The sequence below is a fragment of the Promicromonospora sp. NFX87 genome, from assembly GCF_048564965.1.
Taxonomy (GTDB): domain Bacteria; phylum Actinomycetota; class Actinomycetes; order Actinomycetales; family Cellulomonadaceae; genus Promicromonospora.
Genome location: NZ_CP183413.1, coordinates 5,338,359 through 5,364,385, shown reverse-complemented (window position 1 = coordinate 5,364,385; position 26,027 = coordinate 5,338,359). Strand labels below are relative to the sequence as shown.

21 protein-coding genes and 1 pseudogene are annotated in these 26,027 nt (G+C 71.9%); 12 read left to right on the top strand and 10 right to left on the bottom strand.

What is annotated here, in order from left to right; translation table 11 throughout:
* Positions 1-24: 24 nt before the first annotated feature.
* Together ACNYC2_RS24020 and ACNYC2_RS24015 are read right to left on the bottom strand one after the other, a co-directional pair.
* On the bottom strand, positions 25-654 hold the full coding sequence (locus ACNYC2_RS24020) for a hypothetical protein (protein ID WP_419704198.1): 630 nt from the start codon (positions 652-654) through the stop codon (positions 25-27).
* An 11-nt stretch (positions 655-665) separates the two neighbouring features.
* The gene (locus ACNYC2_RS24015; RefSeq protein ID WP_419704197.1) at positions 666-2,249 is read right to left on the bottom strand and encodes a PspC domain-containing protein; all 1,584 of its coding nucleotides are present in this window, start codon (positions 2,247-2,249) and stop codon (positions 666-668) included.
* A 135-nt stretch (positions 2,250-2,384) separates the two neighbouring features.
* Here ACNYC2_RS24015 and ACNYC2_RS24010 point away from each other — a divergent pair, with 135 nt between their 5' ends.
* From ACNYC2_RS24010 to ACNYC2_RS24000, 3 genes are all read left to right on the top strand, one after another.
* Positions 2,385-3,794 carry a PspC domain-containing protein gene (locus ACNYC2_RS24010; RefSeq protein WP_419704196.1) on the top strand — a complete coding sequence of 470 codons (1,410 nt, stop codon included), beginning with the start codon at positions 2,385-2,387 and terminating at the stop codon, positions 3,792-3,794.
* Positions 3,791-4,486 carry a response regulator transcription factor gene (locus ACNYC2_RS24005; protein ID WP_357443862.1) on the top strand — a complete coding sequence of 232 codons (696 nt, stop codon included), beginning with the start codon at positions 3,791-3,793 and terminating at the stop codon, positions 4,484-4,486. Before ACNYC2_RS24010 ends, ACNYC2_RS24005 begins: the two co-directional genes overlap by 4 nt.
* 262 nt (positions 4,487-4,748) lie before the next feature.
* Entirely contained in the window at positions 4,749-5,567 is an 819-nt protein-coding gene (locus tag ACNYC2_RS24000) for a hypothetical protein (protein WP_419704195.1), read from the top strand.
* 99 nt (positions 5,568-5,666) lie between these two features.
* Here the strand turns inward: ACNYC2_RS24000 and ACNYC2_RS23995 are convergent, their stop codons facing one another.
* The 4 genes and pseudogenes from ACNYC2_RS23995 to ACNYC2_RS23980 form a co-directional block, all read right to left on the bottom strand.
* Positions 5,667-8,474: an immune inhibitor A domain-containing protein gene (locus tag ACNYC2_RS23995; protein WP_419704194.1), complete on the bottom strand. Its 2,808-nt coding sequence runs from the start codon at positions 8,472-8,474 to the stop codon at positions 5,667-5,669.
* 244 nt (positions 8,475-8,718) lie between these two features.
* Positions 8,719-10,105, bottom strand: a pseudogene (cobA, locus tag ACNYC2_RS23990) (uroporphyrinogen-III C-methyltransferase).
* Entirely contained in the window at positions 10,098-10,958 is an 861-nt protein-coding gene (locus ACNYC2_RS23985) for a phosphoadenylyl-sulfate reductase (RefSeq protein ID WP_377135352.1), read from the bottom strand. Before ACNYC2_RS23985 ends, cobA begins: the two are co-directional and overlap by 8 nt.
* A complete protein-coding gene (locus ACNYC2_RS23980; RefSeq protein ID WP_419704193.1) occupies positions 10,955-12,670 on the bottom strand; it encodes a nitrite/sulfite reductase in 1,716 nt (571 codons plus the stop codon). Before ACNYC2_RS23980 ends, ACNYC2_RS23985 begins: the two co-directional genes overlap by 4 nt.
* A 666-nt stretch (positions 12,671-13,336) precedes the next feature.
* Here ACNYC2_RS23980 and ACNYC2_RS23975 point away from each other — a divergent pair.
* Both ACNYC2_RS23975 and ACNYC2_RS23970 read left to right on the top strand, forming a co-directional pair.
* The gene (locus ACNYC2_RS23975) at positions 13,337-13,762 is read left to right on the top strand and encodes an Imm32 family immunity protein (RefSeq protein ID WP_419704192.1); all 426 of its coding nucleotides are present in this window, start codon (positions 13,337-13,339) and stop codon (positions 13,760-13,762) included.
* Between the two features lie 206 nt (positions 13,763-13,968).
* Entirely contained in the window at positions 13,969-14,322 is a 354-nt protein-coding gene (locus ACNYC2_RS23970) for a hypothetical protein (protein ID WP_357507200.1), read from the top strand.
* A gap of 11 nt (positions 14,323-14,333) precedes the next feature.
* Here ACNYC2_RS23970 and ACNYC2_RS23965 read toward each other — a convergent pair whose 3' ends face one another.
* Positions 14,334-15,185, bottom strand: coding sequence for an arylamine N-acetyltransferase family protein (locus ACNYC2_RS23965; RefSeq protein WP_419704191.1), 852 nt, complete (start codon positions 15,183-15,185; stop codon positions 14,334-14,336).
* 92 nt (positions 15,186-15,277) lie between these two features.
* Between ACNYC2_RS23965 and ACNYC2_RS23960 the strand changes: the two genes are divergently transcribed.
* The gene (locus ACNYC2_RS23960) at positions 15,278-15,760 is read left to right on the top strand and encodes a DUF456 domain-containing protein (RefSeq protein ID WP_419704190.1); all 483 of its coding nucleotides are present in this window, start codon (positions 15,278-15,280) and stop codon (positions 15,758-15,760) included.
* Between the two features lie 102 nt (positions 15,761-15,862).
* Here the strand turns inward: ACNYC2_RS23960 and ACNYC2_RS23955 are convergent, their stop codons facing one another.
* Entirely contained in the window at positions 15,863-16,417 is a 555-nt protein-coding gene (locus ACNYC2_RS23955; protein WP_419704189.1) for a PaaI family thioesterase, read from the bottom strand.
* 24 nt (positions 16,418-16,441) lie between these two features.
* Between ACNYC2_RS23955 and ACNYC2_RS23950 the strand changes: the two genes are divergently transcribed.
* Positions 16,442-18,487, top strand: a complete 2,046-nt coding sequence (locus ACNYC2_RS23950; protein WP_419704188.1) for a S9 family peptidase — start codon at positions 16,442-16,444, stop codon at positions 18,485-18,487.
* A gap of 13 nt (positions 18,488-18,500) precedes the next feature.
* Positions 18,501-18,974 carry a GNAT family N-acetyltransferase gene (locus ACNYC2_RS23945; protein WP_419704187.1) on the top strand — a complete coding sequence of 158 codons (474 nt, stop codon included), beginning with the start codon at positions 18,501-18,503 and terminating at the stop codon, positions 18,972-18,974.
* Positions 18,975-19,018: 44 nt separating this feature from the next.
* Here ACNYC2_RS23945 and ACNYC2_RS23940 read toward each other — a convergent pair whose 3' ends face one another.
* Positions 19,019-20,593, bottom strand: a complete 1,575-nt coding sequence (locus ACNYC2_RS23940; protein WP_419704186.1) for a sugar transferase — start codon at positions 20,591-20,593, stop codon at positions 19,019-19,021.
* 312 nt (positions 20,594-20,905) lie between these two features.
* Here ACNYC2_RS23940 and ACNYC2_RS23935 point away from each other — a divergent pair, with 312 nt between their 5' ends.
* From ACNYC2_RS23935 to ACNYC2_RS23920, 4 genes are all read left to right on the top strand, one after another.
* Positions 20,906-22,090: a glycosyltransferase family 4 protein gene (locus ACNYC2_RS23935; RefSeq protein WP_419704185.1), complete on the top strand. Its 1,185-nt coding sequence runs from the start codon at positions 20,906-20,908 to the stop codon at positions 22,088-22,090.
* A gap of 62 nt (positions 22,091-22,152) precedes the next feature.
* A complete protein-coding gene (locus ACNYC2_RS23930; protein WP_419704184.1) occupies positions 22,153-23,373 on the top strand; it encodes a DUF1972 domain-containing protein in 1,221 nt (406 codons plus the stop codon).
* Positions 23,366-24,097 (top strand): CDP-alcohol phosphatidyltransferase family protein, encoded by a 732-nt coding sequence (locus ACNYC2_RS23925; RefSeq protein WP_419704183.1) that lies wholly within the window; start codon positions 23,366-23,368, stop codon positions 24,095-24,097. The genes ACNYC2_RS23930 and ACNYC2_RS23925 overlap by 8 nt, the downstream gene beginning before the upstream one ends.
* Positions 24,094-24,969 carry a glycosyltransferase gene (locus tag ACNYC2_RS23920; protein WP_419704182.1) on the top strand — a complete coding sequence of 292 codons (876 nt, stop codon included), beginning with the start codon at positions 24,094-24,096 and terminating at the stop codon, positions 24,967-24,969. Before ACNYC2_RS23925 ends, ACNYC2_RS23920 begins: the two co-directional genes overlap by 4 nt.
* Positions 24,970-24,975: 6 nt before the next feature.
* On the opposite strand, the gene ACNYC2_RS23915 is transcribed toward ACNYC2_RS23920, so the two are convergent.
* Positions 24,976-25,995, bottom strand: coding sequence for a glycosyltransferase family 4 protein (locus ACNYC2_RS23915; RefSeq protein ID WP_419704181.1), 1,020 nt, complete (start codon positions 25,993-25,995; stop codon positions 24,976-24,978).
* Between the last annotated feature and the right edge of the window lie 32 nt (positions 25,996-26,027).

Below are 26,027 nucleotides of genomic sequence, written 5' to 3'. Positions count from 1 at the left end.
TCTACTTCGCCAGGTCTCAGGAGGTCAGCGTCGGCGGATGCTCGAGATCACCGATCCAACTACGAGGATCACGCCCGCCGCGCCGAGCAGCAGGATGAGGGCGACGCCCACGTCGAACATCACGCCCGCGGACACCGCGAGGATGCCGAGGCCGACGGCGATCACTATCAGCCCCCACACCGCCGTCCCGACACGTGGTCCGCGCTTCGTGGTGGCCTGGGTCGGCCGCGCCTGGGCGGCCCGCCCCTGGTGAACCGGCTGTGCCTGTGTCGGCTGCGCCGGGGCGGACGCCGGAGCGGTCGGACCGGGCGTGGCCGGCGCCTCGGGCGCCGGGTCACGCAGCGCGGCGAGCGGGTCGGAGTCGTCGCGCGCCGGGGCGTCCTGGATGACGGTGGCGGCCGCTTCCTGCTCCTGTACCCGTGCCGCGGCGACGCCGTAGGCGGGGTGCACCTCGCCCTCGGGCGCGGGGCCCTCCGGCAGCCGCTGGGTGGCCTGGGCGATCTCCTGCGTCGGCGGGGTCTCCGCCGCGGGCAGCACCTCGGTGGTGCCCGGGTCCTGCGGGTTCTTGTTGTCCATGGTTTCGCTCGTGTCCTGGCCCTCGGGCCGGCTCGGGTTCTTGCTCGGGTTCTCGTGGTCGCTCGTGTGCTCGGTCATGGTGCGCTCCCTCACTTGATCTCGCTCACGATGACTTCGCCGGCACCGGCCTCGATGTCGAGGGTCAGCACCGCGCCGTCCTCTCCCACCTCGTCGCTGGCGAAGTAGGTGTCCGATCCGACGCCGCTCGCGGCCCGGTCGTGCTCGTCCACGTTCCACTGGACGTGCCCGGCGGCGACGTAGGCGTTCGCCTCGACCGCCACGTCCTCGGGCACCAGCACGGTGGTCTGCCCCGCGCCCAGCTGGATCGGCACGACCACCGGGTCGCCCGTCTCGACCTTCGACAGGTCGAGCTCGCTCAGGTCGATGGTGGGCTCACCCCACTGGACGTAGAAGCCGTTCTCCGCCTCCCGCACGGTCTGCACCATGACGGTGCCCTCCGTGATGGTGGCCGCGTCCGGGTTGTTGGGGCCCGATACGTAGCCCTCGATCTCGCGGCTGCTCGACATGGCGTCGTCCACCCAGCGCGGCCCCACGGCATCGGCGACCGCCACGTAGGCGACGCCGAACAGCATGGCGACGATCGCGAAGAACCCCAGCACACCGCTGGTGCGGCCGCGCATGGCCGAGACGAGGATCGCGATGCCGAGCGTCACGGTCCCGAGGCCCAGCCAGACGGAGCCGAGCTCGCCGATGCCGTCGGGCAGGCCGGAGACGTCCATCCGCTGGAGGCCCAGGAGCAGGGCGCCGCCCAGCAGGATCACGCCCATCGTGACCCCGACGGTGGTGCCGCCCGGGCCGCGGTGCACGCGGGGCGCAGGCGGCGTGTAGGCGGGCTGCGGCGGGACCGTCTGGGTCGGGTTCGACCGGTACGGCGCCTGCGTCTGGCGGTAGGGCGCGGGGCTGGCACCGGTCGCGTAGACCAGGCCGTCGGGCCGGCGGTACTCGACCGGCGGCGCGGGCGTGAAGTGGGCGGATGCGCCGGGGTCAGCGGCAGGCGTGCCCGGGGTGGGCACACCGGGAGCCCCCGCGACGGCGCCCGTCCGGCGGACGGCGTTGTTGTCGCGGCGCCGCTGCACGCCCTGCACGATCAGGTAGAACACCACACCCAGGACGGCCAGCCAGAAGAAGAAGGCGAGCCACTCCCAGCCGCTGTCGTCCCACCAGCCGGCCGGTCCGCCCCAGGCGAAGCCCGTGAGGAACACGGCCACCGACCCGAGCATCGCCACGTCGAAGTTGCCGCGCGTCGCCTCCTGCAGGTGGATGCGGCCGTCGCGTTCGGGCAGCAGTGCCCAGCCGATGCCGTACAGGATGAGGCCGAGCCCGCCGAGGAAGAAGCTCACGACCAGGATGCCGCGGACCAGCAGCGGGTCCCAGCCGATGCGCTCGGCGACGCCGCCCGCGACACCACCGACCCAGCGCTGCTCGGAGCGCGGGAAGAGGCCGCGGCGGATGGATGCGAAGAAGCCGGACTCCGGGTAGGGCTTCTGCCCGGGTGCGACAGGTGCAGGATCGACCGTCGGGTCGGTCGCTGGATCGACTGCTGGCTTGAAGGCCGGGCCGGCGTGCTCGGCGTCCGGGCCGACCGGCCTGGCGTCGGCCGAACCGCCCGGCTCGTTCGTGGCGCCCTCTGGACGCGTCTCGTCGGTGCTCATGCCTCAATGCTGCGCGCCCGCCGCCCCGTGCGGCATCGGGACCTGCCCTGAACCAACCCTGGTTACCCCCGCGCAGGACCCTGAGATCCAGGCTCAGGCGTGTTCAGGGGAGTCCGGACATGTGACGATCGGGGTGTGAACCAGAGACTCACCCTCCGCCGGCCCAGCACCGCGGGCCCGGGATACAGCGGCCGCTGGGTGGCCGGCGTCGCCGCAGGCCTGGCGGCGCACATGGGCGTACCCGTGTGGCTGGTCCGGCTCGGGTTCCTGATCCTCGTCTGGTTCGCCGGGGCCGGAGTGGTGGCCTACGTCTTCTGGTGGGTCACCGTCCCCGCAGGCGTCCCGGCGGTGGCCGCCGACACCGTGCCCACCGAACGCCGTCGGCTCGCGCCGCGGCTGACCACTGATGCGAACGCCGACGCCGGTGCCGCCGACCGTGCGGCGTCCCTCGTCGAGCGCGTGCGCCTCTCCGGCCCGGTGTCGAGGCTCGCGGTCCGCGACATCTGGATCGGCGTCGTCCTGCTGTCCAGCGCCGCGCTCCTGATCGCGCTCCGCGCCGACTGGGACCCGGTCGCATCGTGGGTGCTGCCCGCGCTCATCGGGCTCGGCGGCGTCGCCCTGGCCTGGAGCCAGGTCGACGTGACGGAACGGGACCGCTGGGTAGGTGGCTCGGGCAGGGGCCTCCGGTCGCGGACGGCGCTGCTGCGGCTCGCGGGCGGCGTCGTGCTGACCATGCTCGGCGTCCTCATGCTGGTGGGGCAGGACACCCCGGTGAGCGTGCTGATGCAGGTCGCCATCGCGTCGGTGGCCATGGTCGCCGGTATCGCGCTCGTGTCGCTGCCCTGGTGGTTCCGGCTCGTGCGCCAGCTCGGCGACGAGCGCGCCGCCCACGCCCGGGAGGCCGAGCGCGCCGACATCGCCGCCCACCTGCACGACTCGGTGCTGCAGACCCTGGCCCTGATCCGCGCGCAGGCCGCGGACCCGGAGGCTGTGTCCCGCATGGCCCGCGCCCAGGAGCGCGAGCTGCGCGGCTGGCTCTACGACGACCGGCAGGAACCCGGTACGTCGGTGGCCGCCGAGCTGAAGGAGCTGGTCGCCGAGATCGAGGACGCCGTGGCGCCGCTCACCGTGGAGACCGTTGTGGTGGGCGACTGCCCGCCCACCGAGTGCACCTCGGCGCTGCTGCAGGCGGCGCGCGAGGCGTTGCTCAACGCCTTCAAGCACGGCTCGCCGCCCGTGTCCGTATACCTTGAGGTCACTGACGCCGTGGCGGAGGTGTTCGTCCGCGACCGGGGTGACGGCTTCGACCTCGACGAGATCGCGCAGGACCGGTTCGGCGTCCGGGAGTCGATCCTCGGCAGGGTCCGCCGTCGTGGTGGCACCGCCGAGGTGGTCAGCCGGCCCGGCTGGGGTACCGAGGTGCGGCTGCGGATGCCGCTCGAGAAGCCCGCGAACGGCGACAAGAAGAACGAGAAGAACGGCAGGGCGCGGGCCACGACGGCCCCCAGCGCTGCGCCCACCACTGCGGAAGGTGCGACGAGATGACAACCCAGGCGACGGCGTCGGGCGGCGGGCTGGTGCCGCTCCCGGTGCCCGTGGTGCTCGTGGACGACCACCACCTGTTCCGCACGGGCGTGCGCGCCTCGCTGGACGACCGGGTGACCGTGGTGGGCGAGGCGTTCGACGTCGACTCCGCGGTGGCCAAGGTGCACGAGCACCGGCCGCCCGTCGTCCTGCTCGACGTGCACCTCCCCGGCGGCAACGGCGGCGGCGGTGCCGAGGTGGTGCAGCGCTGCACCGACCTGCTGGCGGAGGGCGTGCGGTTCCTCGCGCTGTCCGTCTCGGACGCGGCCGAGGACGTCGTCTCCGTCATCCGCGCCGGCGCCCGTGGCTACGTCACGAAGAACATCGCGCCGTCGGAGCTGTCGTCGGCGGTGGTGCAGGTGGCAGGCGGGGACGCCGTCTTCTCGCCGCGGCTGGCCGGCTTCGTGCTGGACGCGTTCGGCGCGTCCGCGAACGACATCGCCGTCGCCGACGACGAGCTCGACCGGCTCTCGAAGCGCGAGCAGGAGGTCATGCGCCTCATCGCCCGCGGCTACTCCTACCGGGAGGTCGCGAGCGAGCTGTTCATCTCGATCAAGACGGTGGAGACCCACGTCAGCGCGGTCCTCCGCAAGCTCCAGCTCTCCTCGAGGTACGAGCTGACCCGCTGGGCAGTGGCCCGCCGCCTCCTCTGACCCCTCGTTGAGTGCTGGGTATCTGCCCTCTCGACGGCTTCGGGAGGGCAAATACCCAGCACCCAACGGGGCGGATCTTCCTGTGAAATCCTGAGGGGATGAAGATGGGCGGAACGCGATCTAGCTGCTAGTTCGCGTTGGTACGCTGCTGTGCCCCAGCGGGGGAGCGTTTGTCGGAGGGGGCTTCGGCGGGGTGGTTTGCTGCTCGTGCCGAGCTGATGATGGCTGACCCGACCGATTCGAGACGAAGAAACCAACCTCCATGCGGACCAGTCGACTAGTCAGCCTCATGATCGCGCTGGTCGCCGCCATCATCTGGGTGGTGAGCACCTATGCGAACGCATCGAACTCCTGGGACCCCCTGAACTTCGTCCTCCGGATCGCGGCGGGCGCCGTGACGATCGCCGCCGCGGCCGAGTGGCTGGTGCTGAGCGTCCGCGAGAGCCGGCGGGAGAGGTTCCGCGACGGCCGGACGACGGGCGTCCACGCTGGCGGTTCGCGGAAGAGGGCGCGACGCGGCGCGCAAGCGGAACCAGGCCCGGAGCCGGAGATCCAGGATCCCGAACCCGCGCGGCCCGACCCGGAGCCGGTGGCGCAGAGCCCCGAATCCATGCTGCCCGGTCCGGAGCTGGTGGTGCAGAGTCCCGAGCCGGTGGTGCCGCACCCCGAGCCGGTGGTGCCGAGCCCCGCGGCAGCGGTGCGGCGCAGCGCCGGCTCCGGAACGGTAGTCGACAAGCTCCTGTCGGTGTTCGGCCGCCGCCGCTCGCCGGCCCAGGACCTGGCTGCCGTCGCGGCCGGCGGGGCCGTGCTGGTCGTCGCGTACCTGATGGAGCGCAAGGTCCGGCGGGTAGTGGTGCGGGTCGGGCTCGACGCGGCGTCGGTCGCGTCCCTGGAGTCGGTGCTGGGTGGGGCGCCGCACCGGGTGTTCGGGACGCAGAAGCCCTCCCGAGGGCTGTTCGAGCGATCGGCCTACACACAGCTCGAGGGCGCCTCACGGTCCGGGGCCTGGAGCATCGCCGTCCCGACGGCCGACGTCGACCTGCTCCGGTACGTCCTCGCGCGAGCGGACGAGGTGCGCTGAGGCGGGACCACCTGGCTGGTGGCCCCGCCCTTGCGTGTGACTACTGGTGTTGCGACTACCGCCGTGCGGACAGCGATGCTGCCCGCACGGCGGTGAGGATCACGACCCCGACGAGAGGGGCGGCGTGATCTGGATCAGGGCCGCGGTGTTGCCCTTGAACGCCTTCTTGAGGTGGATCACGGTGCCGTAGCCGACGCCGTCGTCCTCCGGGTTGCCGGTGCCCGTGATGGCGCCGATGCCGAAGTCCTCCCCGAACAGCTCCGGCAGGAGCTGCCCGCGCTCGTCGACCATCCGCACCGAGTAGGGCGCGTTACCGACGGACGGCACGACCGTCGACGCGTCGTTGTCCCGGTAGTACAGGCTGCCGTTGTCGTTCAGCTCGAGCCCCGGGTACCAGCCGGCGTCGTCCCTGAACGTGCGTACCGGCGCCTGTGCCCCGAAGTCGGTGCAGAACTCCACAGTGGTGTCCGTACCCGTGATGCACTCGGTGAACGGGTACGTCGGCTTGAGACCGAACGCCACGTTCGACGACTGCGCGCGGGACGGGACGTTCTTCAGCACCGACGTGTCCGGCGTGGCCGAGTCGTCGCGGCGCAGCGGGTCGAAGTGGCTGTCCACCAGCAGCAGACCGCCCTTCGGCCCGGTGCTCGGGAGCGCCGACAGGTTGCTCAGCACCAGGTTGGCGCTGCCGTACGTGGTGTCCCGGTACCAGACGAGCATGCCGGGCGCGTTGTACGCGACCTTCTCGACCTTCCACGCGTCGCTCTGCGGCGCGGCGTAGGTGGAGTCGTACCCGTACTTCAGGCCCTTGTCGAAGCCGTCCAGGTTCCGCCACTCGACCAGGTAGTACTGCGCCTGGACCGACGAGCCGGAGGTGGTGTGCCAGCCGGCGCCGGTGGTGTCGACGAACGTCTCCACCTCGGCGGTCCAGCCCGGGTCCGTCGTCTCGACGTCGTCGCTCCACACGACCGTGTCACCGCTCGTGAGCTCGAAGTCGTCGGAGAACCAGCCGCGCTCCTGGAAGGCGGCGTCCGTGGCGTAGCGGAGCCGGACGTCCACGGTGGTCCCGGCGAACGCGGACAGGTCCACGTTGAGGTGGCCCCAGCCCTCGGTGGTGCCGGTCAGGCCGTACTTCTTGTCGCCGAAGTCGGCCATGCGGCCGTTCGGGTCCGCGTAGCCGTCCGGTGTGGTGATCTCGTTGCCGTCGTCGTCGAGGACCTTCTGCTCCGCCCAGGTGGCGCCGCCGTCGGTCGAGACCTCGACGAAGCCGTAGTCCCAGTCCGCCTCGATGACGTAGTCGGCCCAGAAGGAGAACGTGGCGTCGGCCGGGACCTCGACGCTGCGCGACAGCCGCACGTCGGCCCAGTCCTGGTCGGCACCGGAGTACCACATGCTCTCGCCGCTGTGCGGCGTGCCGAGCGTGATCTCCTTGTCCGGCAGGTTGACCTTGACGCCGTCCGCGGTGCCCTTCAGCGGGCGGGACGCCTGGCCCACCTTGACGCTGGTCCGGTCGTCACCAGGGTTCACCTCGACCGGGTCCACCCAGCCGAGCACCCACTTGTCCCAGATGCCCATGTGCGTGGGCATCGACTGGAAGATGGGGCCAGAGTGCGAGCCGGAGCTCATCAGGTCCCAGAAGTCGACGTCGGAGTCGCCGCCGCTGCCCGTGTCGTACAGGTCGGGCAGGCCCAGGTCGTGGCCGTACTCGTGCGCGAACACGCCGACGCCGGAGTCCTCCGGCTGGACGATGTAGTTGGAGAGCTTCAGGTCGGTGCCCGGGATGTCGGCGCCGCCGGCGACGGCCGAGGAGTGGGCCCAGAGGGCGTAGGTGCCCTGTGCGCCACCGCCGCCCGACTTGTCCTCACCCGCGTGGACGAGCACCACGTGGTCGATGACGCCGTCCGGCTCGAGGACGTTGCCGTCGTCGTCGCGGTCGCCCTGGTCCTCGATGTCGTAGTCCGCCCACGGGAAGTCGGGCTGCAGCTCGGCGAGCGCCGCGACGGCGTCGATGGGCAGCTGGCCTGCGCCGAGCGGGTTGTCGGGGTGGCCGTTCATGGACTGGTAGGCGCCGGCCTCCCACTCACCCTCGTCGTTCAGGAAGCAGCGCTGTGCGCCGTAGTAGCCCTCGGAGTGCGGCACCTTGACCCACGGGGTGGCCTCGCCCGAGACGGTGTAGGCGTTCCGCGACATCTCCTCGTACATGTTCTTCATGGTGTAGCCGGAGATGTCGATGCCCCGCTTGCCGTCCGGCCCCGTGAGGTCGGGGCGGACCCGCTTGGTGATGCCCTTGTCGCTGAAGAGCATCTTGTTGAAGTGGTCGGACGAGAAGTCCTTGACCCACATCGAGTTGTTGTCCGGCTGCGATGCCTTGGCCGGGTTCGGGATGTTGTTGTGCAGGGGGCCGTTCTGGACGTTGCCCGGCATGCACTCCGAGGAGCCCCAGTAGGTGGGCACCATCTCGTCGGTGAAGTCGTCGTTCGCGTTCTCGTCGAACTCGACCAGGATCGTCAGGAGCTTGGCCTCCTGCGTCTGCGGCGCACGCTTGTAGCGCGACTGCTTGATCTCCTTGGGGCTCGAACCCGTGACGACCGCCTGGTTCTCGAGCTCGGCCAGCTTCCGCGCCGCCGCCGGGTTGCCGGCGGCGAACTTCTTGTCGATCTCGTCCGAGGCTGCCTGGACGGAGGCGTCGACGGCGACGCCGGTCTCGCCCTCGGCCTTGTGGAGGACGGTGCGGCCGCCGGGCGTGATCTCGACGTCGTCGTCGATCTCGGGCTGTGCCGCGACGTCCGCGTAGTTGATGTAGTGCTCTGAGCTCTGGATGGCCGGTGCGCTGCTGCCGGGGGCCGACGCGGTCGCCGCTCCTCCGGTCGCGGCGAGCCCGGCGACGGCCAGCGCGATGGCGGGCATCGCGGCTACCGTGCACCGCAGCGCACGTCGTGTCCTTGTTCTCATACGTTCTCCCAGATCAGGCCGTCGGCATTGGTCGTGTGACGGCAGGGCAGAAGGCCGCCGAGTATGGCGGCGACTGCATGCCTACCGGAACTTGACCTACGGCGAAAAGGGAGTTGGGGGATCTTCACCCGGGGAGAGATCCGTTGAGTGCTGGGTATCTGCGGGGTTGATGGCCTTCGCGCCCGCAGATACCCAGCACTCAACGAGCTTGTTGCGCCCAGGCGGGCGAGAGGCGGACCACCGCGCCCACCACGATCACGGCAGGCGGTCGGACGCCGACGGCGGCGGCCCGCTCGGCGATGTCCGCCAGCGTGCCGACCGTGACGCGCTGCCGCGGCCCGAAGCCGTCCTCGACGAGGGCGACCGGGGTGTCCGCGGGGCGGTCGGCGGTCACCAGGGCGTCCGCGGTCTCGGCCAGGCGGGTGACGCCCATGAGCAGCACGAGCGTGTGATCGGGACCGCCGGGCACGTCGGCTGCGCCGTCGTGCCCGGTCAGGACGCTGAAGCCGCGCGCGACACCGCGGTGCGTGACCGGGATGCCTGCCGCCGCGGGGACGGAGACGGCGCTGGTCACGCCAGGCACCACCTCGACCTCGACGCCCGCCGCGTGGCACGCGGCGAGCTCCTCGCCGCCACGGCCGAACACGTACGGGTCGCCGCCCTTGAGGCGTACGACGTCGCGCCCCGCCAGGGCGTGCTGGACCAGCAGCGCGTTGATCTCGTGCTGCGGCACCGGGTGGTTGCCGCTGGTCTTGCCCACGTCGATGACCTCGACGTCGGGCGAGAGCTCGTGCAGCAGAGCGCGCGGGCCGAGCCGGTCGACGACCACGACGTCGGCCTGCGCCAGGACGGTGCGCCCGCGCGCGGTGATGAGCCCGGTGTCGCCGGGCCCGCCGCCGACGAGCCAGACCCGGCCATTGACCCGCGAAGTAGAGCGTGCGTCCGACACACCCTCTACTTCGCCAGCACTGGTCGCCGAAGTAGAGGGTGTGTCGGACGCACGCTCTACTTCGCGGGGCCGGTCCCGGTCCCGGGGGGCGGCGGCGGCGGAGGGGGAGGGTGCCCGACTGGAGCGCCGCCGCGACCGCGTCCCGGATCGCCGTGGCGCGTCGCGGGTCGCGGCCGGCGGTCACCGAGACGGTCACCTCGGCGTCGTCGGTCAGGGCCGTACGGGCGACAGCGGGAACCCAGGCGCTGCCCACCGAGGCGTCGCCCGCGGTGACGCAGAAGACCCGGGCGCGCTCGGCGTCGTCGGACACCTGCTGGTCCACCGCGGGGGAGCCCGTCGCCGTGTGCACGAGCCATGCCTCGTCGAGGTCGCCCGCCCGGTAGGCACGGGGAACCAGGTCGACCGCGCCGGGCGCCGAGACCCGGGCCAGCACCGACAGCTCCTCGCAGACGTCGGGCGCGATGACGCGCACGCGCGCGCCCGCCTCGACGAGCGCACGGGCGCGGCGCGCGGCGACCGGCCCGCCGCCGACCACCACGACGAGCCGCCCGGCGACCTTCAGCCCCAGCGGGTAGATCTCGTGCGCCACCCCTCCATCGTGCGCCCCGGCGGTGGGCAACGGCGCGGCGTCAGACATGGAGACCGCACTCGTCCTTGTCGAGCCCGGCCCACCGGCCGGAGCGCGCGTCCTCGCCCGGCAGCGGCCGAGCGGTGCACGGCTCGCAGCCGACCGACGGGTAGCCGTCGAAGAGCAGCGGGTTGATCACGAGGCCGTGGCGGTTGGCGTACTCGGAGACCTGCTCCTCGGTCCAGGCGGCGATCGGGTTGATCTTGACGACGCCGTTGCGCTCGTCCCAGGACACGAGCTGGGCGTTGGCGCGTGCGGCGGTCTCCTCGCGGCGCACACCGGTGGCCCAGGCCTCGTAGTTCTCCAGGGCCTTCTTCATCGGGGCGACCTTGCGCATGGCGCAGCAGGCCTCGGGGTCGCGGTCGTGCAGCTTGGGACCGTACCGGTCGTCCTGCTCGGCGACGGTCAGCTCGGGCCGCACGTCGACGACGTTCACGTCCAGCTCGATCTCGACGGCGCCCCGCGTGCCCAGCGTCTCGGCGAAGTGGTAGCCCGTGTCGCCGAACAGCACGTCCACGAACGGGAACTGCTCGGCCACGAGGTGCGATAGCACGGTGTCCTGCATCGAGGAGGCCACCGCCATGTATGGCCCGAACTCACGCACCGCCCACGCGATGACCGCCTGCGCGTCCGCCTCCGGGCTCTCGGAGGAGGCGTTGAGCTGCGCCTGTCCGCGCTCCACCACGGCGCGCAGCTCCTCGGGGGTCCGACGGCGGCGCTTGGCCCGCGCGGCCGGCCGCATCGCCCGGATGCTCTCGCGGGCGGCGGCCCGGGCGCGTACCCGTGCGAGGCGCGGGTTCACCCCCGAACCCGGCCCGGAGAGCGAGAGAGAGGAAATCGGTGCTGCTTCTGTCGTTGTCATCGAAGAGCCTCCTCGTCGGCGCGGTGTGCCCACTCTGCGAACGTCTCTTCACCGTCGTGGTCGGCGTCGTACCTGCGCACGACCCGCTCCACGTAGTCGCCGATCCCGTCGGCGGTCACCTTGAGCCCGCGCACGGTGCGCCCGAGCCCGGCGTCGTCCCGGTCGAGCGACGTCAGGCCGCCACCCAGGTGGACCTGGAAGCCGGGGACCTGGTTGCCGTCGTCGTCCAGCACGAGCTGGCCCTTGAGGCCGATGTCGGCGGTCTGGATGCGCGCGCAGGAGTTGGGGCAGCCGTTGACGTGCAGGCTCAGCGGCTTGAGGTTCTTCAGGTCCCCGAGCCGCTCCTCGAGCTGCGTGATCGCCTGGGCCGACGTCGCCTTGGTCTCGACGATCGCGAGCTTGCAGTACTCGATGCCGGTGCAGGCGATCGTGTTCCGGCGGAAGTTGCTCGGCCGGGCCTGCAGCCCGAGCTCGGCGAGGCCGGCGACGAGAGGCTCCACCTCGTCCTTGGCGACGTCGAGCACCAGCAGCTTCTGCTGCGGCGTCAGGCGGACCCTGCTGCTGCCGTGCGCCTCGGCGAGGTCGGCGAGCTGCGCGAGGATCTCGCCCGAGACACGGCCCACCGTGGGTGCGGCGCCGATGTAGAAGCGGCCGTCGTGCTGCTCGTGGATGCCGATGTGGTCACCGCGCTCGTCCAGCCCGAGCGACGCGGGCGACGGCGGCTCGATGCTGTCGCGCAGCTTGTAGCCCAGGTACTCGTCCTCCAGGACCTGGCGGAACTTCTCCACGCCCCAGTCGGCGAGCAGGAACTTGAGGCGGGCCTTGTTGCGCAGCCGACGGTAGCCGTAGTCGCGGAAGATGCGGACGACGCCGTGCCAGACCTCGGGGGCCTCCTCGGGGGAGACGAAGGCGTTCAGGCGCTCCGCGAGACGCGGCGCCGTCGACAGCGCGCCGCCCACCCACACGTCGTAGCCGATGCCCAGCTCCGGGTGGTCGACGGCGACGAACGAGATGTCGTTGATCTGGTGCACGACGTCGAGGCTCGGGTGGCCGGTGATCGCCGACTTGAACTTGCGCGGCAGGTTCGCCAGCGCGGGGTCCCCGATGAAGCGCTCCTGGATTTCCTCGATCACCGGCGTGGGGTCGATCAGCTCGTCCTTGGCCACACCCGCGACCGGGCTGCCGAGGATCACGCGCGGGACGTCGCCGCAGGCCTCCGTCGTGCTCAGCCCCACGGCCTCCAGGCGGCGCCAGATCTCCGGCATCGCCTCGACCTCTATCCAGTGCAGCTGGAGGTTCTGGCGGTCGGTGATGTCGGCGGAGCCGCGGCCGAAGTCGGTGCTGATGCCCGCGATGACGCGCAGCTGCTCGGTGGTGAGCGCCCCGCCGTCGATCCGGACGCGGAGCATGAAGTACTTGTCCTCGAGCTCGTGCGGCTCGAGCGTCGCGGTCTTGCCGCCGTCGATCCCGGGCTTGCGCTGCGTGTACAGGCCCCACCAGCGGAACCGGCCGTGCAGGTCGTCGCCGGGGATGGAGTCGAAGCCCTCCTTGGCGTAGATCCGCTCGATGCGGTCACGGACCTCCAGCGGGTCGGACTCCGCCTTGAACTCCTCGTTGTGGTTCAGGGGAGCTGTGCCGTCGATCTTCCACTGGCCGTTCGGACGAGCGGGGCGCTTGGTCGTTCGGGGCTGGGCGGGGGCCGTGTTGACCATGTAGTGGGGTCCTGTTCGTGCGGTGCGCGCGGGCATGGAAGCGATGGCTGGGGGAGTTGTGCGCGTCGTACGGGCACAGGCGGCCGATTCCCGGGCGTGACCAGGGACTCAGTGCTGCGGGCCGGCGGCGCGCGCTGACCTTGCAGGGGCGAGGGGCGCGTCAGAGCTGACAGCTGCGACAGCAGTCGCAGGCACAGGTCGGCATGGCACACATGGGCATCTCGTGACGGGTTGTCACGAGGAAGATGCGCGCTGCCTTGGTCATGGCGATGACGTTAACCGCCGCTGGTAAAGGGCGGAAGGGGTCGTCCACATAGTGGATGTCTATTGGGTGCATCGATGTTGCCTATGTATTTCCCTACTAAATCGGTAGGGAATGGGCGACGGGGTGTGGCTGTCCAGGTCGCGCGTGCCGAGGTCGGCAGGTTGCCCCCGCAGTGCTCCTTGAGGTCGGCAGTTGGCATCGAGATCGGCACAGGCCTGTGCCGATCTCGATGCCAACTGCCGACCTCAGAAGGGGGACGCGTTCAGGTGGCCGGACGGGCTGGGCTTGTACGTTGTGGCTGACTTGTCGAAAGCGGAGGGCCGATGTTTCACCTGAAAGCGTTGCAGGAGTGGTGCGCCGCGATGGCGGACGGCGATTGAGAGCATGAGTTCGGAATCGGCATGGACACCACTGGAGGAGGCTCGGTGTTGAAAGCGTTGCACAGCGATTCGACCAGGGAATTGGAGCTGTCCGGAACTCGCTCCGAACTGCTGGCCTTGGGGCGGAAGTTGCGCAGCGGCAGGGGAGAAATCCTCCTGGCCAAGGTCCCGAATCCGTTCCCGTACACCAGATCGTTGTCACGGATCGAATTTCAGCAAGCGAGCGGGAAGATCAGGGTGTCCTCTTCCGGAGATGGCGAAACCCTGGAGGTTACGGGCAGGCTGGAGTCCTTTTCTCTCCTTGCCGAGAACATTGAAGGGTTCGCATCGGAGGCGGATCAGGGCGACCACCTTCATGTGGACTACTTTCCAGAACATGACTACCTGGCCGAGGGGTCGGGCTCGCTGGTTGTCGCCATCGACAGCTATGCGATCCAGACGTCCTGAAGCGGCTGGATCCAACTGATCGTCAGGTGAAGGAGTGACGGCAACGTCAGCGACGGTTGTTGCAGGTGGGTCGCGCACGCTGGCTTCTCGCTCGGGAGACCAAGTACCGCTGACGGTCCTTTCTTCGTCGGCGTGGCTCTTGTCACGTCGCCGCAGACGCTCGATTTGCGTACCCCACGGACCCCGCCGCCGATAGGCTGGCGGCCATGGAGTTCCTCTATAACGTCTTCGTGTTTCTGCACTTCGCGAGCTGGGCCCTCGTCTTCGGCGGCTCGATCGCCTCGATGCGCACCAAGGCCCTCTACAAGGGTGTCTCGCACGGTGCCATGGGAGCCGTCGTCGCGGGCGTCATCATGGTCGGCATCGCCGAGATGGGCGGCCTCTGGGACGACGGCGGTCCGTCGATGGCGAAGATCGGCGTCAAGCTGGTCATCGCGCTCGCCGTCGCCGTGCTGGCCGTCATCGCCGTCCGCAAGGGTGAGGACGTCTCGAAGGGCCTCAAGGGCGCGGTGCTGGGCCTGACCCTGGTGAACATCCTGGTCGCGGTCTTCTGGAACTGACCGGCTGACCTCTAGCCGGCCGCCCTGGTCGCCAGCCACTCCCGGTGGGCGGCCAGGCTGCGGTCGAACAGGCCGCGCAGGGCATCGTCGTCGATGCCCCGCAGCGCGATGCCCAGTGTCCGGAGCCCGTCGCGCCAGTCGTCGTACGCCGTGAGCTCGACCCGCTCGGTGCGTGATCCGGTGCGCGTGAAGAGGCAGCCGCGCAGCGTCTCCGCGGCGTCGGGCAGACGCCGTTGCACGACGAGCTTGCGCGTGTACGCGCCGTCCGCCGGGTCGGTGAGGCGGCGGTGCGCCGAATTCTCGCGTTCGGGCGTCAGCTCCTCGTCGAAGAGGTCCACGGCGCCGAAGCTGCCCTGGGTGTCGTGGTGGAACGTCCAGCCGCCGTCGCGCAGCTCGAGCCGGTAGGTGAACGGGCCCTGCCGGTACTCGCCCGCGACCAGCGGCAGGGGGTCGTGGAGGCCGTCGCCGCAGCCCACGTCGGGCCACCAGAGGCCGCCGGGGTTGTCGTCGGTGGGGAGCCCCTGGACGGACAGCGCCAGGTGTCCGACGTGCACGTCACGGCGCTCGGCGTCGTCGTCCCAGTTGTGGCCCCACGCGGGCACGACGTCGTAGCCGAGCTCCCGGAGCACCAGGGTCAGGATGCCGTTGTGGTGGAAGCAGTAGCCGGCGTTGCCGCCCGCGGCCACCCGGGCCAGGGTCGCCGCCGCGTCGACCGCCGGCGGGCTGCCGAGCATGGTGTGCAGGTTCTCGTACGGGAGCCGCTCGGCGTGGCGCCGGTGGATCTCGAACAGGGTCCCGACGGTTGCCGGAGGCCGCTCGTCGAGGCCCAGCCGGGCCAGGTATCCAGCCACGTCACGCGTCATGATGAGCAGGGTAGACGGGCGCCGCGCGACCCGGCTCGGTCGTCCGGCCGGATTTGGCCGAGCCGACGTCGCGTGACCGCTAGTGTTCGGGCGTGGAGATCTGGGGAGAAGTACTCGTCGGCGTCGCAATCTTCGCCGGACTCATCGGCATAGTCGTCCAGGTGCTGCCTGGCGCCGTGCTCGTGCTGGGCGGCATCCTCGTGTGGGCGATCATGACGGGCGGCACAGAGGCCTGGGTGGTCTTCGGCGTCGCGGCCGCCGCCATCGCCATCGCCGAGGTGCTCCAGTGGATCCTCGCCGGCAAGCACATGCGCAAGGCCGAGGTACCCGTGCTGACCCTTGCCGTGGGTGGCATCGCGGGCATCATCGGGTTCTTCGTGATTCCCGTGATCGGCCTGTTCCTGTTCTTCGTCGGCGCGATCTTCCTGCTGGAGTGGGCGCGCCGCAAGGACGTGCGGGCAGCCTGGGGCGCCACCAAGGCCGCCCTCCAGGCGACGCTGATCACCATCGGCGTGCAGCTCGCGGGCTCGCTGATCGCGGCGGGCGCCTGGGTGATCGGCCTGATCAACACGTGATGGTCGCGCCGTAGCCGTCCTGGTGCGGCTACCCAGCGATTCGGCCCGAACATCGCACGATCTCGGGCCGAATCGCTGGGTACGCGGCCGCCTGGCCGCGCGTCAGGGGTGCGCCGGCGGGAGGTCGAAGACCAGCAGCGTGCTCGACGCCGTCGCCACCACCGCGCCGGTCGCGTCCCGGACGACGCCCTCGGTGAAGCCGACGCGCGAACCCGCCTTGACCACCGTGCCCTCAGCGGTGAGCGGGCCGCTGTTGCCGCGCACGGCCTTGACGTAGTTGACCTTGATCTCGACCGACGTGTAGCCCTTGCCCTGGGGCAGCACCGACTGCATGGCGCAGCCGCACACGGTGTCCAGGAGCGTGCAGAGGACGCCGCCGTGGATGGTGCCGATCGGGTTGAAGCCGGACTCGTCGGGCGCGCACGTGAACGTGACCCGCCCCTCCTCCACGACGTCGATGTCGAGGCCGAAGTGCGCTGCGATCGGCGGCGGCGGGATGACGCCCTCGCGCATCCGGGTCAGGAACTCGACCCCCGACATCAGCGGCGCCTGGGCGGCGATCTGCATCGGGTCGAACCAGGTCAGCTCGCGGGTACGCGGCTCGCCCCAGGCCTCGTGAGCGCTCGCGGGGGCGTCGGTCTGCTGTGTTTCGGACATGTCGGTAAGGGTAATGTCCGGCTCATGCAGGCCACTGACCTTCCGCTGATCCGTACCGTCTCCCGGCCCGACGTCCACCCGGACGGCACCTGGGCAGTCGTGTCGGTGACCCGCCCCGATCTCGACGCCGACGCCACCGTGGGGCAGCTCTGGCGGGTGCCGCTGGGGTCGGCGGGCGGGGTCTCGACAGGCTCGACCAGCGGTGGAGGCTCGACCAGCGATGACGAGTCCCGGCGCCTCACCCGCGGCTTCCGGGACACCGCCCCGCGCATCTCGCCCGACGGCGCCCTGATCGCCTTCCTGCGCGCCCAGCCGCAGTCGGCGCCGCAGCTCTGGGTGCTGCCGACCGGCGGCGGCGAGGCCGTGCAGGTCACGGACCGCAAGCTGGGCGTCACCGACTTCCGCTGGTCGCCGGACGGTAGGCGCATCGCCTTCCTGAGCCGTGAGCCCCAGCCGGGCCGGTACGGCTCCGTCGAGGGCATCGCGCCGGGTGCCGAGCCGCCGCGCCGCATCACCGAGTGGAGCTGGAACCGCAACGGCCTCGGCTATCACCGGGACCGCCCGCAGCACGCGTTCCTGGTCGACGTGCCCGACGTCGCCGCCGAGCCCGTCGTGCAGCCGGTCCCGACCGCGGAGGGCGAGCCCGAACCGCGGCCCACGGTGCCGGAACCGCGGCGGCTGACCACCGACGACGTCGACCACAGCGGTATCGCCTTCACCCCGGACGGCGGCTCGATCGGCGTCATCGCCGAACGCGAGCAGGGTGCGGGGCAGGTACCGCACGGGACCGTGCGGGTGCTGCCGCTCGCCGGGCCGGCCGGGGGCGGGTCAGAGGTCGACCTGGGCACGCTCGGTCCCTGGGCGATCGCGTTCGGTCATGGCGGCGAGCTATACGTGATGGCGCAGGACCGTGGTCCCGAGGGCAAGGACTTCGTCGCGCGGAACGCCGCGCTGTACGTGCTGTCCGCCTGGGCCGACGCCGCGCCGCGCCGGCTCACCGACCCGGAGACCCAGGAGGTCGGCGGCGAGCCCCTGCCGCTGCCCGACGGCGGCGTGCTGCTCGCCCTCGCGAGCCGCGGCACGCAGCAGGTCGTCCGCGTCTCCGACGAGGGGGTCACAACCCAGCTGACCAGCGGCGATGTGGTCGTCTCGGAGTTCGACGCCGCGGGCGGCACCCTCGCCGTCTCGTACTCGGACCCCGGCACCTACGGCGAGGTCGGCGTGGTGGAGCTGGCGGACGCCGAGGGCGGCGCGCCCCGGCGTCGGACCGACTTCTCCGCGCCGCTGCGCGCGACCGGTATCGCGACCCCGAAGGAGCTGACCGTCACCGGGCGCGACGGCTACCCGGTGCACGGCTGGATCGCCGTTCCCGAGGGCACCGGCCGGTTCCCCACCCTGCTGATGATCCACGGCGGCCCCTATGCCTCCTACGGCGTGGGCCTGTTCGACGAGGTGCAGGTGCTGGTCGACGCCGGTTATGCCGTTGTGTACTGCAACCCGCGCGGCTCGGCGGGCTACGGGCAGGCCCACGGCCGGGCGATCCGCCAGGCGATGGGCACCGTCGACCTGCACGACGTGCTGGACTTCCTGGACGGCGCGGCGGCGGCGGACGGGCGGCTCGACGGGTCGCGCGTCGGTGTGCTCGGCGGTTCGTACGGCGGGTACCTCACGGCGTGGACCATCGCCCACGACCACCGGTTCGCCGCCGCGATAGTGGAGCGCGGGTTCCTCGATCCCGAGGTGTTCTTCGGGACCAGCGACATCGGCTCGTTCTTCGGCACGGAGTACGTGGGCGAGACCCCTGAGCAGATCGCCGCGCAGTCGCCCCAGGCGGTCGCCGGGCAGGTGCGTACGCCCACGCTCGTCATGCACTCCGAGCTCGACCTGCGCTGCCCGCTGTCCCAGGCGGAGCGCTACTACTCGACGCTCAAGCTGCACGGCGTCGAGACCGAGCTGGTGGTCTTCCCCGGCGAGAACCACGAGCTGTCCCGCTCCGGTCGCCCGCGGCACCGGCAGCAGCGCTTCGAGATCATCCTGGACTGGTGGAAGCGGCACCTGCCCGCGAGATGAGAGCATCGACCCCGTGCAGATCATCACCGCCCCCCTTGACCAGCTCGACGTGACCATCGCCTACGGGGTCTGGAAGCTGCGCCAGGACGTGTTCGTCGTCGAGCAGGACTGCCCGTACGAGGACCTGGACGGGCGCGACCTCGAGCCCACCACGGTGCACGTGGTGGGCCTCGGGGAGGCAGCGCCCGACTCGGTGTCCGACGGCGGGACCCGCGTGCTCGGCACCGCGCGCGTGCTCGACGACGGCGACGTCTGGCGCATCGGCCGCGTCGCCCTGGTCAAGGGCGCGCGGGGCAAGGGGCTGTCCGACGAGCTGATGCGCGCGGCGCTGCGGTACGTCGACGCCGCCGCCGACACCCGCGACGTCGTGCTGGACGCGCAGTCCCCGCTGACCCGCTGGTACGGCAAGCACGGGTTCGAGCAGGACGGCGCGGAGTTCCTGGAGGACGGCATCCCGCACACCCCGATGCGCCTGACCCGGGCCTGACCAGGGTCTGACCCAGGTCTGACGCCCGCGACCGGGGCGGAGGGTCAGTAGGCGCCTCGGGCCGAGACCACCGCGCGGGCCGTCTGCGCCAGGATCAGCAGGTCCAGGAACGGCGTCCAGTTCTCGGCGTAGTAGACGTCGAGCCGGACCGACTCCTCCCAGGACAGGTCCGAACGCCCGGTGACCTGCCACAGGCCGGTCATGCCGGGCTTGACGAGCAGCCGGCGCTTCATCCGCTCCTCGTAGGCCGCGACCTCGTGGGGCAGCGGCGGGCGCGGCCCGACGAGGCTCATGTGCCCGCGGAGCACGTTGAAGAGCTGCGGCAGCTCGTCGAGCGAGTAGCGGCGCAGGAACCGCCCGACGCGCGTGACGCGGGGGTCGGAGCGCATCTTGAACAGCGGGCCGTCGGCCTCGTTGACGGCGGACAGCGCGACGACGTCCCGGTCCGCGCCCACGTACATGGTGCGGAACTTGACCATCGGGAAGAGGCGCCCGCCGCGGCCCACGCGGTGCGAGAGGTAGAACACCGGACCGCGGCTGGTGAGGGCCACGGCCAGCGCGATGCCCAGCAGGATCGGCGAGACCAGGAGCGTCAGCACCGCGGTCAGGCCCCAGTCCATGACCTGCTTCACGGAGAACTTGGGCCCCTCGAAGCGGGGCGTGTCCACGTGCAGCAGCGACATGCCCGGGGCGGGCGAGACCGTGATGCGGGGGACGGCGACGTCGGCCAGCTCGGCGGTGAGCATCAGGTCGACGCCGTACCGCTCGAGCTCCCAGCCCAGCCGCCGCACGACGTCGGCGGTGATCTCGTGCGAGCTGCACACGGCGACCGCGCCCGCGCCCATCTCGTGCGCCGTCAGCCCGACGTCGTTGAGGTCGCCGAGCACCGGGACGCCGCTCAGGCGCTCGCCCGGCTGGGCGCCGGTCGTCAGGCAGACGCCGGCCACGACGAACTCCTGCTCGGGGGCGCCGTTGAGCAGCCGGATCAGGCGCGTCGCCTGCTCGCGGTCGCCGATCGCCAGGAGGATGGTCAGGCCGCCGTCACCGCGGCGGCGCTGCCGCAGCAGGTGCTGCCGCCAGAGGTAGCGCGACGCGACGAGGCCGACCATGCCGAGCGGGAAGGCGACCAGCAGGAGGGTGCGGGCCTCGGAGTAGGCGGTGACCCACGCGATCAGGACGATCAGGCTGAACGACTTCCAGGTGGCGTCGAGGACGCGCTGGTACTCGGACATACCCCGGCCGAAGAAGCGCACGTCGTAGGCGCGGTTCGTGGCGAGCGCGGCGAGCCACGCGGTGGCGAGCAGCAGGCCGACGGCCGCGTGCAGCGGACCGATGGCGGACCACTGCGAGGTACCGCTGAGCGCGAGCTGCACGCCGTAGGCGGTGAGCAGGGTGACGCCGACCACCACGGCATCCGTGAGCCGGAGCCGCGCCTGGTAGCCGGCCTGCCAGCCGGTCCGCGCGCGCGGTAGCGCGGCGGCCCGGAGCTGCCGGACGCGCGCACCCTCGGACTGCGCACCGGCCGGTACGCCGCGGGTCGTCTGGTCGGGGCTCGTGGCGGGGTCGGACGGTACGGGAAAGAGCAGTGGCGGCTCGCCGTCAATCGAGTGTGCGGTCACTCCCGATCCCTTCGGTTCCTGCTGGCGCGGCTGGCGTCCGGACACGTGCGGTCGCGGCGTCAAGGACGTCGTGGGGTGATTTGTGGTAGCCCGACGGTCGCTGTGCGCGCTCCGTGGCTGTGAACAAGTTACGGCGAAAGGGCGGACATCGCGGCGTGAACCGATAGAAGTCACCCGGTAGTTCTCAAATTTCACCTCTCGGGCGGGCGATTCCAGGAGAACCAGCAACATTTCGCCCATCCTGTTTCCCGGTCCAGAGTTCACCCGGTCCGGGATCTCCTGTTTGGTGTCCGGCTGGCACAGTTGGCGATCATGACGACGGTTCTTCTCGCGCACGCCTCCGTGGAGCTCTACGGCTCCGACCTCCAGCTGGTCGAGACCGCGGCCGGATGTGTCGACGCCGGAGCGGACGTCGTCGTCGTGCTGCCCGGTGATGGACCGCTGGCCGAGCGGATGCGCGACGTCGGCGCGCGGGTGGAGACGCTCGACGTGCCGGTGCTCCGCAAGGCGCACCTGACGCCGCGGGGCATCGTCGCCCTGGGGGTCGCCACGCTGCGGGCCCTCGGCCCGATGACGCGGCTGATCCGCCAGGTGCGGCCGGACACCGTCCTCGTCAACACGCTGACCATTCCCGCGTGGCTGGTCGCCGCCCGGCTCGCCGGGGTGGCACCCGTGTGCCACGTGCACGAGGCGGAGGCCGACGCGCGGTGGGTCGTCCGGGTGGGGCTCGCGGCTCCGCTCCTGCTCGCGCGTGCCGTAGTCGTGAACTCGGCCGCGGCGTGCGACGTGGTCGTGTCGGCGGTCCCGGCGCTGAGGCGGCGCACGCGGGTGGTCTACAACGGCGTGCCGGGGCCGCCGGAGGCGCCCGTGTCGGACGGCGGTGCAGGCGGCGGTGCGGACGGCGGCGGCGGTACGGCCCCGGGGTCTGCGCACGTGGTGCTGGTCGGCCGCCTGTCGCCGCGCAAGGGGTCCGACCTGGCGCTCGAGGCGGTGGCGCTCCTGCGGGGCACAGGCCGCGACGTGCGGCTGACGCTGTGCGGCTCGGTGTTCACGGGCTACGAGTGGTTCGAGGACCAGCTCCGGGTCCGGGCCGCCGCGGACGACCTGGCCGGCGCCGTCGACCTCGTCGGGTACGCGGACCCGTGGGAGTGGTTCGCCCGGGGCGACGTCGTCGTCGTGCCGTCGCGGGTGGAGCCGTTCGGGAACGTGGCGGTCCAGGCCATGCTCGCCGGCCGGCCCGTCGTGGCGAGCCGCACGCAGGGGCTCGCTGAGATCGTCAAGGACGGGGAGACCGGCCTGCTCGTGCGGCCCGACGACCCGGTGGCCCTCGCCGACGCGATCGCCGAGCTGCTCGACGACCCGGCGCGCGCGTCCGCGCTGGCGGAAGCCGGCCGGACGGACGCCGCCGAGCGGTTCGGCGCGCAGCGGTACCGGGCGCAGATGGGGCGCCTGCTGGTTGTCCGACGTGCTGTAGTCCGGATGTCGCCGGAGGGGTGAAATGCCATGTTCACCCACTCTTCGGGGTGTTCCAGGCAACTAACGCGACCTACGCTCCCGGCATGCCTCCCAAACCCCTGCACGTCGCGATGGTCGGCACCCGTGGTGTCCCGGCCCGTTATGGAGGCTTCGAGACCGCCGTCGAGGAGATCGGGTCCCGCCTCGCCGCGCGCGGGCACCGGGTCCGGATCTACTGCCGTCGCGGCCCCGAGACGGAGGGCGACGCCGGCCCGGCCCCCACGGAGTACCTCGGCATGGAGCTCGTCACGCTGCCCGCGGCACGCCGGCGCTCCCTGGAGACGCTGAGCCACACCGCGCTCTCGGTCGCGCACCTGGCGCGGCACCGCACCGACGTGGCGTTCGTGTTCAACGCGGCCAACGCGCCGCTGCTGCCCGTGCTGCGCGCGGCCCGCATCCCGGTCGCGACGCACGTCGACGGGCTGGAGTGGCGGCGCGCCAAGTGGGGCCCCACCGGGCAGCGCTACTACCGTGCGGCCGAGACGGCGGCCGTGCGGCTCTCGGACGCCCTGATCGCCGACGCGCAGGGCATCGCCGACTACTACCGCGACGAGTACGGCGCGGACAGCCGCCTCATCACGTACGGCGCGCCCGACCTCACCGAGGTGGGCCACGATCGCCTCGCCGAGCTCGGCCTGACCCCGAACGGCTACCACCTCGTGGTCGCGCGGTTCGAGCCGGAGAACCACGTCGACGTCATCGTCGAGGGGTACGTCGCGGGCGACGCCGTCCGGCCGCTCGTCGTCGTCGGCTCCGCGCCGTACTCGCACGGGTACACCCGGCGGATCTCCGACCTCGCCGCGAGCGACCCGCGCGTGCGCCTGCTGGGCGGCGTGTGGGACCAGGACCTGCTCGACCAGCTCTACGCCGGAGCCCTCACCTACCTGCACGGACACTCGGTCGGCGGGACCAACCCGTCGCTGCTCCGCGCGATCGGGGGCGGTACGGCGACCGCCGCGTACGACGTCGGCTTCAACCACGACGTGCTCGGGGACGCCGGACGGTACTTCCGCACGCCCGCCGACGTCGCCGCGCGGCTCGCCGAGGCCGAGGACGACGTCGCGGGGTGCGCGGACCGGGGCAAGGCCCTCGCCGAGCGCGCGACGGCCTACGACTGGGACCTCGTCGCCGACGGCTACGAGCAGCTCGCCCACGACCTCGCCGCCCGGCGGACGCCCGGGCCGAAGCGCCTCGCACGACGTCGGAACGCCCCGGAGTGGGCATGGTCGGGAACGATGGCGGGAACGGTGGCATCCGATGACTGAGACTCTCCGTGAGCCGTACAGCGCTGTCCTGGCCCGGCTCGGTGGCGCGCAGAAGGGCGCCGCACGCGGCGCGCCCGCCTACTCCCGGTTCGTGAACCGCCGCATCGGCAGGTACCTCGCCGCTGCCGCGTACAAGCTCGGCCTGACCCCGAACGCGGTCACCGGCGTCAGCGCGCTCTTCACGTTCAGCGGCATCGCGCTGCTCGTCGCGCTGCCGCCGTCGTGGGGCCAGGGCGCCGCGATCGCCCTGCTGCTCGTCCTCGGCTACGCCTGGGACTCCGCCGACGGCCAGGTCGCACGCCTCACCGGCCTCGGCAGCCCCGCGGGCGAGTGGCTCGACCATGTGGTCGACGCGATCAAGGTGGTGACCCTCCCGCTGGCGCTCGCGGTGGGTCTCGTGGTGCACGACGTCGTCGACCTCGTCTGGCTGGTCGTCCCGCTCGTCTCGGTGGTCGTCAGCAGCGTCCTGTTCTTCGCGATGATCCTCACGGACCAGCTCCGCCGGGCGCACGGCGTGCAGTCGGTGGCGCCCACCGAGGGCCGCTTCCCCTGGCTCCGGTCCGTCCTGGTGCTGCCGACCGACTACGGCGTGCTGTGCTGGACGTTCCTGCTGCTCGGCGCGCCGCACGTGTTCCTGTGGGTCTACGCGGCGATCACCGCCTGCACCGCGGCGTTCCTGGTGCTCGCGCTGGTCAAGTGGTTCCGCGAGGTGCGCGCGCTGTGAGCGGGCTCGACGACGTCGCGCTGGTCGTCGTCAGCTACGGATCCTCGGGCCTGCTCGCGGCGAACCTGCCGCGCACGGTCGGCGACAGCGGCGTGCGGGTGGTCGTCGTGGACAGCTTCAGCGGTGCGGGGGAGCGGGCCGCCGTGACGCGCCTCGCCGCCGAGCGGGGCTGGGAGCTCCTGACGCCGGCGACGAACGTCGGGTTCGGCGGCGGCTCGAACCTCGGGGCGGCGCACGCGCTCGCGGCCGGCGCGCAGGTGGTGGTGCTGCTCAACCCCGACGCGTGGACGGACCCGGCGGGCCTGTCGGCCGTCGCCACGGCGGTGCGGTCGCACGACCGGGCGCTCGTCGCGCCCCGGATCCACCGGCCCGACGGCGAGGTCTACTCGCGCGGCCTCACCTACCTGCACCGCGCGGACGGCACCATGAGCGGCCGCTCCACCGCGCCCGACGACGTGCCGTGGCTCAGCGGCGCCTGCCTGGCCGTCGGGGCGGAGCTCTGGCGGGAGCTCGGCGGGTTCGACGAGGACTACTTCCTGTACTGGGAGGACGTCGACCTGTCGTGGCGGGCCGTGGCGCTCGGAGCCCGGCTCGAGGTGGTCGACGACGCCCACGTGGTGCACGACGAGGGCGGGACCCAGGAGTCCCGGGGCCGGGCCAAGAGCGAGACGTACTACCGGTACGACATCCGGAACCGGATGCTGTTCGCGGCCAAGAACCTCGGCCCGGCCGACGTCCGCCGGTGGCGGCGGACGCTGCCCCGCGCCGCCCGCGCGGTGGCGCTGCGCGGCGGGCGGCGGCAGTTCGTCGAGGGCGTCGCACCGTGGCGCGGGGTGACGCGGGGCGTGCTCGACGCGTTGAGCGTCCGCTGACCCCGGTCAGCCGAGCGCGATGGCGCGCAGCGCGTCGCACATGACGGTCGTCGAGTGCTTGGCGACCACGTGCGCGCGTGCGGCCAGGCCCATGCCTGCGGCGCGGTCCTGGTCCTCGAGCAGCCCGAGCACTGCCGCTGCCATCGCCTCCGGGTACTCCGGAGGCACCAGCTCGCCGGTCTCGCCCGGCAGCACGTAGTCCTCCATCCCCGGGGTGGTGCAGGTGACGACGGGCCGGGCGCACGCGCCCGCCTCCAGCGCCACGGTCATGCCCGACACGTGCGAGTTGGGGCGCGTCGCGATGGCGACGACGGAGGCGCGCGCGAACAGCCGCCGCACCTCGTGGTGCGGGATGAACTCGTGCCGCTCGACGCCCGAGGGCACCGGCAGCGTGCTCTTGGAGCCGACGACGACCCGGACGTCGGGCCGGGCCCGCAGCACGAGCTCCAGCGCCGCGTACAGCGTCTCGGGGTCCCGGTCGCGGTCGCCGCCGATGCTCGCGATCAGCGGTTGCTCCGGATAGGCCGACGGCGCGTAGAACTCCGTGTCCACCCCGAACGGCAGGTGATGGACGGGTGGGTGGCCGTTGCCCAGCCAGGACTCCACCTGCTCGACCTGCGGGCGGGCGAGGGTCCAGAGCGCGTCCATGCTGCGCAGGGCGGTGCGCGCGGCGCGTATCGCGGGCGTGGCAGCGCCCGCCGCGACGACGTCGGTCGCCCAGATGACGCCGCAGGCGTGGCGGCGGGCCCGGACCTGGGAGCGCATGGCGACCGCCAGCGACTCCTCCCACGCGATCGCGACGTCCAGCCTCGGGTCGCCGAACGCCGGCAGGACCAGCCCGCGGGCGTAGGCCTGGGTGGCGACGCGCGATGCGGGCCGGACCTCGCGGTCCGTCAGCGTGAGGCCCGGTGCCGCGAGCTCGTCGAGGCCGTACGGCCAGCGGCTGGGCACGGGGCTGTCGGCGTGGCGCTCGGCCCAGCGGGCCACGCCCCGCCCCTCGGGGAAGACGACTCCGACGTCGACCATGGGTTCAGCTCCTCGTATCCGTCGGGATCATG

Bases quoted from the DNA above. Each gene is read 5' to 3' on its own strand.
- ACNYC2_RS23980 (WP_419704193.1), bottom strand. From the start codon at position 12,670: ATGGTCAACACGGCCCCCGCCCAGCCCCGAACGACCAAGCGCCCCGCT.
- ACNYC2_RS23965 (WP_419704191.1), bottom strand. From the start codon at position 15,185: ATGACGCGTGACGTGGCTGGATACCTGGCCCGGCTGGGCCTCGACGAG.
- ACNYC2_RS24005 (WP_357443862.1), top strand. From the start codon at position 3,791: ATGACAACCCAGGCGACGGCGTCGGGCGGCGGGCTGGTGCCGCTCCCG.
- ACNYC2_RS23995 (WP_419704194.1), bottom strand. From the start codon at position 8,474: ATGCCCGCCATCGCGCTGGCCGTCGCCGGGCTCGCCGCGACCGGAGGA.
- ACNYC2_RS23930 (WP_419704184.1), top strand. From the start codon at position 22,153: ATGCCTCCCAAACCCCTGCACGTCGCGATGGTCGGCACCCGTGGTGTC.
- ACNYC2_RS23950 (WP_419704188.1), top strand. From the start codon at position 16,442: ATGCAGGCCACTGACCTTCCGCTGATCCGTACCGTCTCCCGGCCCGAC.
- ACNYC2_RS23915 (WP_419704181.1), bottom strand. From the start codon at position 25,995: ATGGTCGACGTCGGAGTCGTCTTCCCCGAGGGGCGGGGCGTGGCCCGC.
- ACNYC2_RS23975 (WP_419704192.1), top strand. From the start codon at position 13,337: ATGGACACCACTGGAGGAGGCTCGGTGTTGAAAGCGTTGCACAGCGAT.
- ACNYC2_RS23935 (WP_419704185.1), top strand. From the start codon at position 20,906: ATGACGACGGTTCTTCTCGCGCACGCCTCCGTGGAGCTCTACGGCTCC.
- ACNYC2_RS23925 (WP_419704183.1), top strand. From the start codon at position 23,366: ATGACTGAGACTCTCCGTGAGCCGTACAGCGCTGTCCTGGCCCGGCTC.
- ACNYC2_RS23970 (WP_357507200.1), top strand. From the start codon at position 13,969: ATGGAGTTCCTCTATAACGTCTTCGTGTTTCTGCACTTCGCGAGCTGG.
- ACNYC2_RS23955 (WP_419704189.1), bottom strand. From the start codon at position 16,417: ATGTCCGAAACACAGCAGACCGACGCCCCCGCGAGCGCTCACGAGGCC.
- ACNYC2_RS24020 (WP_419704198.1), bottom strand. From the start codon at position 654: ATGACCGAGCACACGAGCGACCACGAGAACCCGAGCAAGAACCCGAGC.
- ACNYC2_RS23985 (WP_377135352.1), bottom strand. From the start codon at position 10,958: ATGACAACGACAGAAGCAGCACCGATTTCCTCTCTCTCGCTCTCCGGG.
- ACNYC2_RS24015 (WP_419704197.1), bottom strand. From the start codon at position 2,249: ATGAGCACCGACGAGACGCGTCCAGAGGGCGCCACGAACGAGCCGGGC.
- ACNYC2_RS24000 (WP_419704195.1), top strand. From the start codon at position 4,749: ATGCGGACCAGTCGACTAGTCAGCCTCATGATCGCGCTGGTCGCCGCC.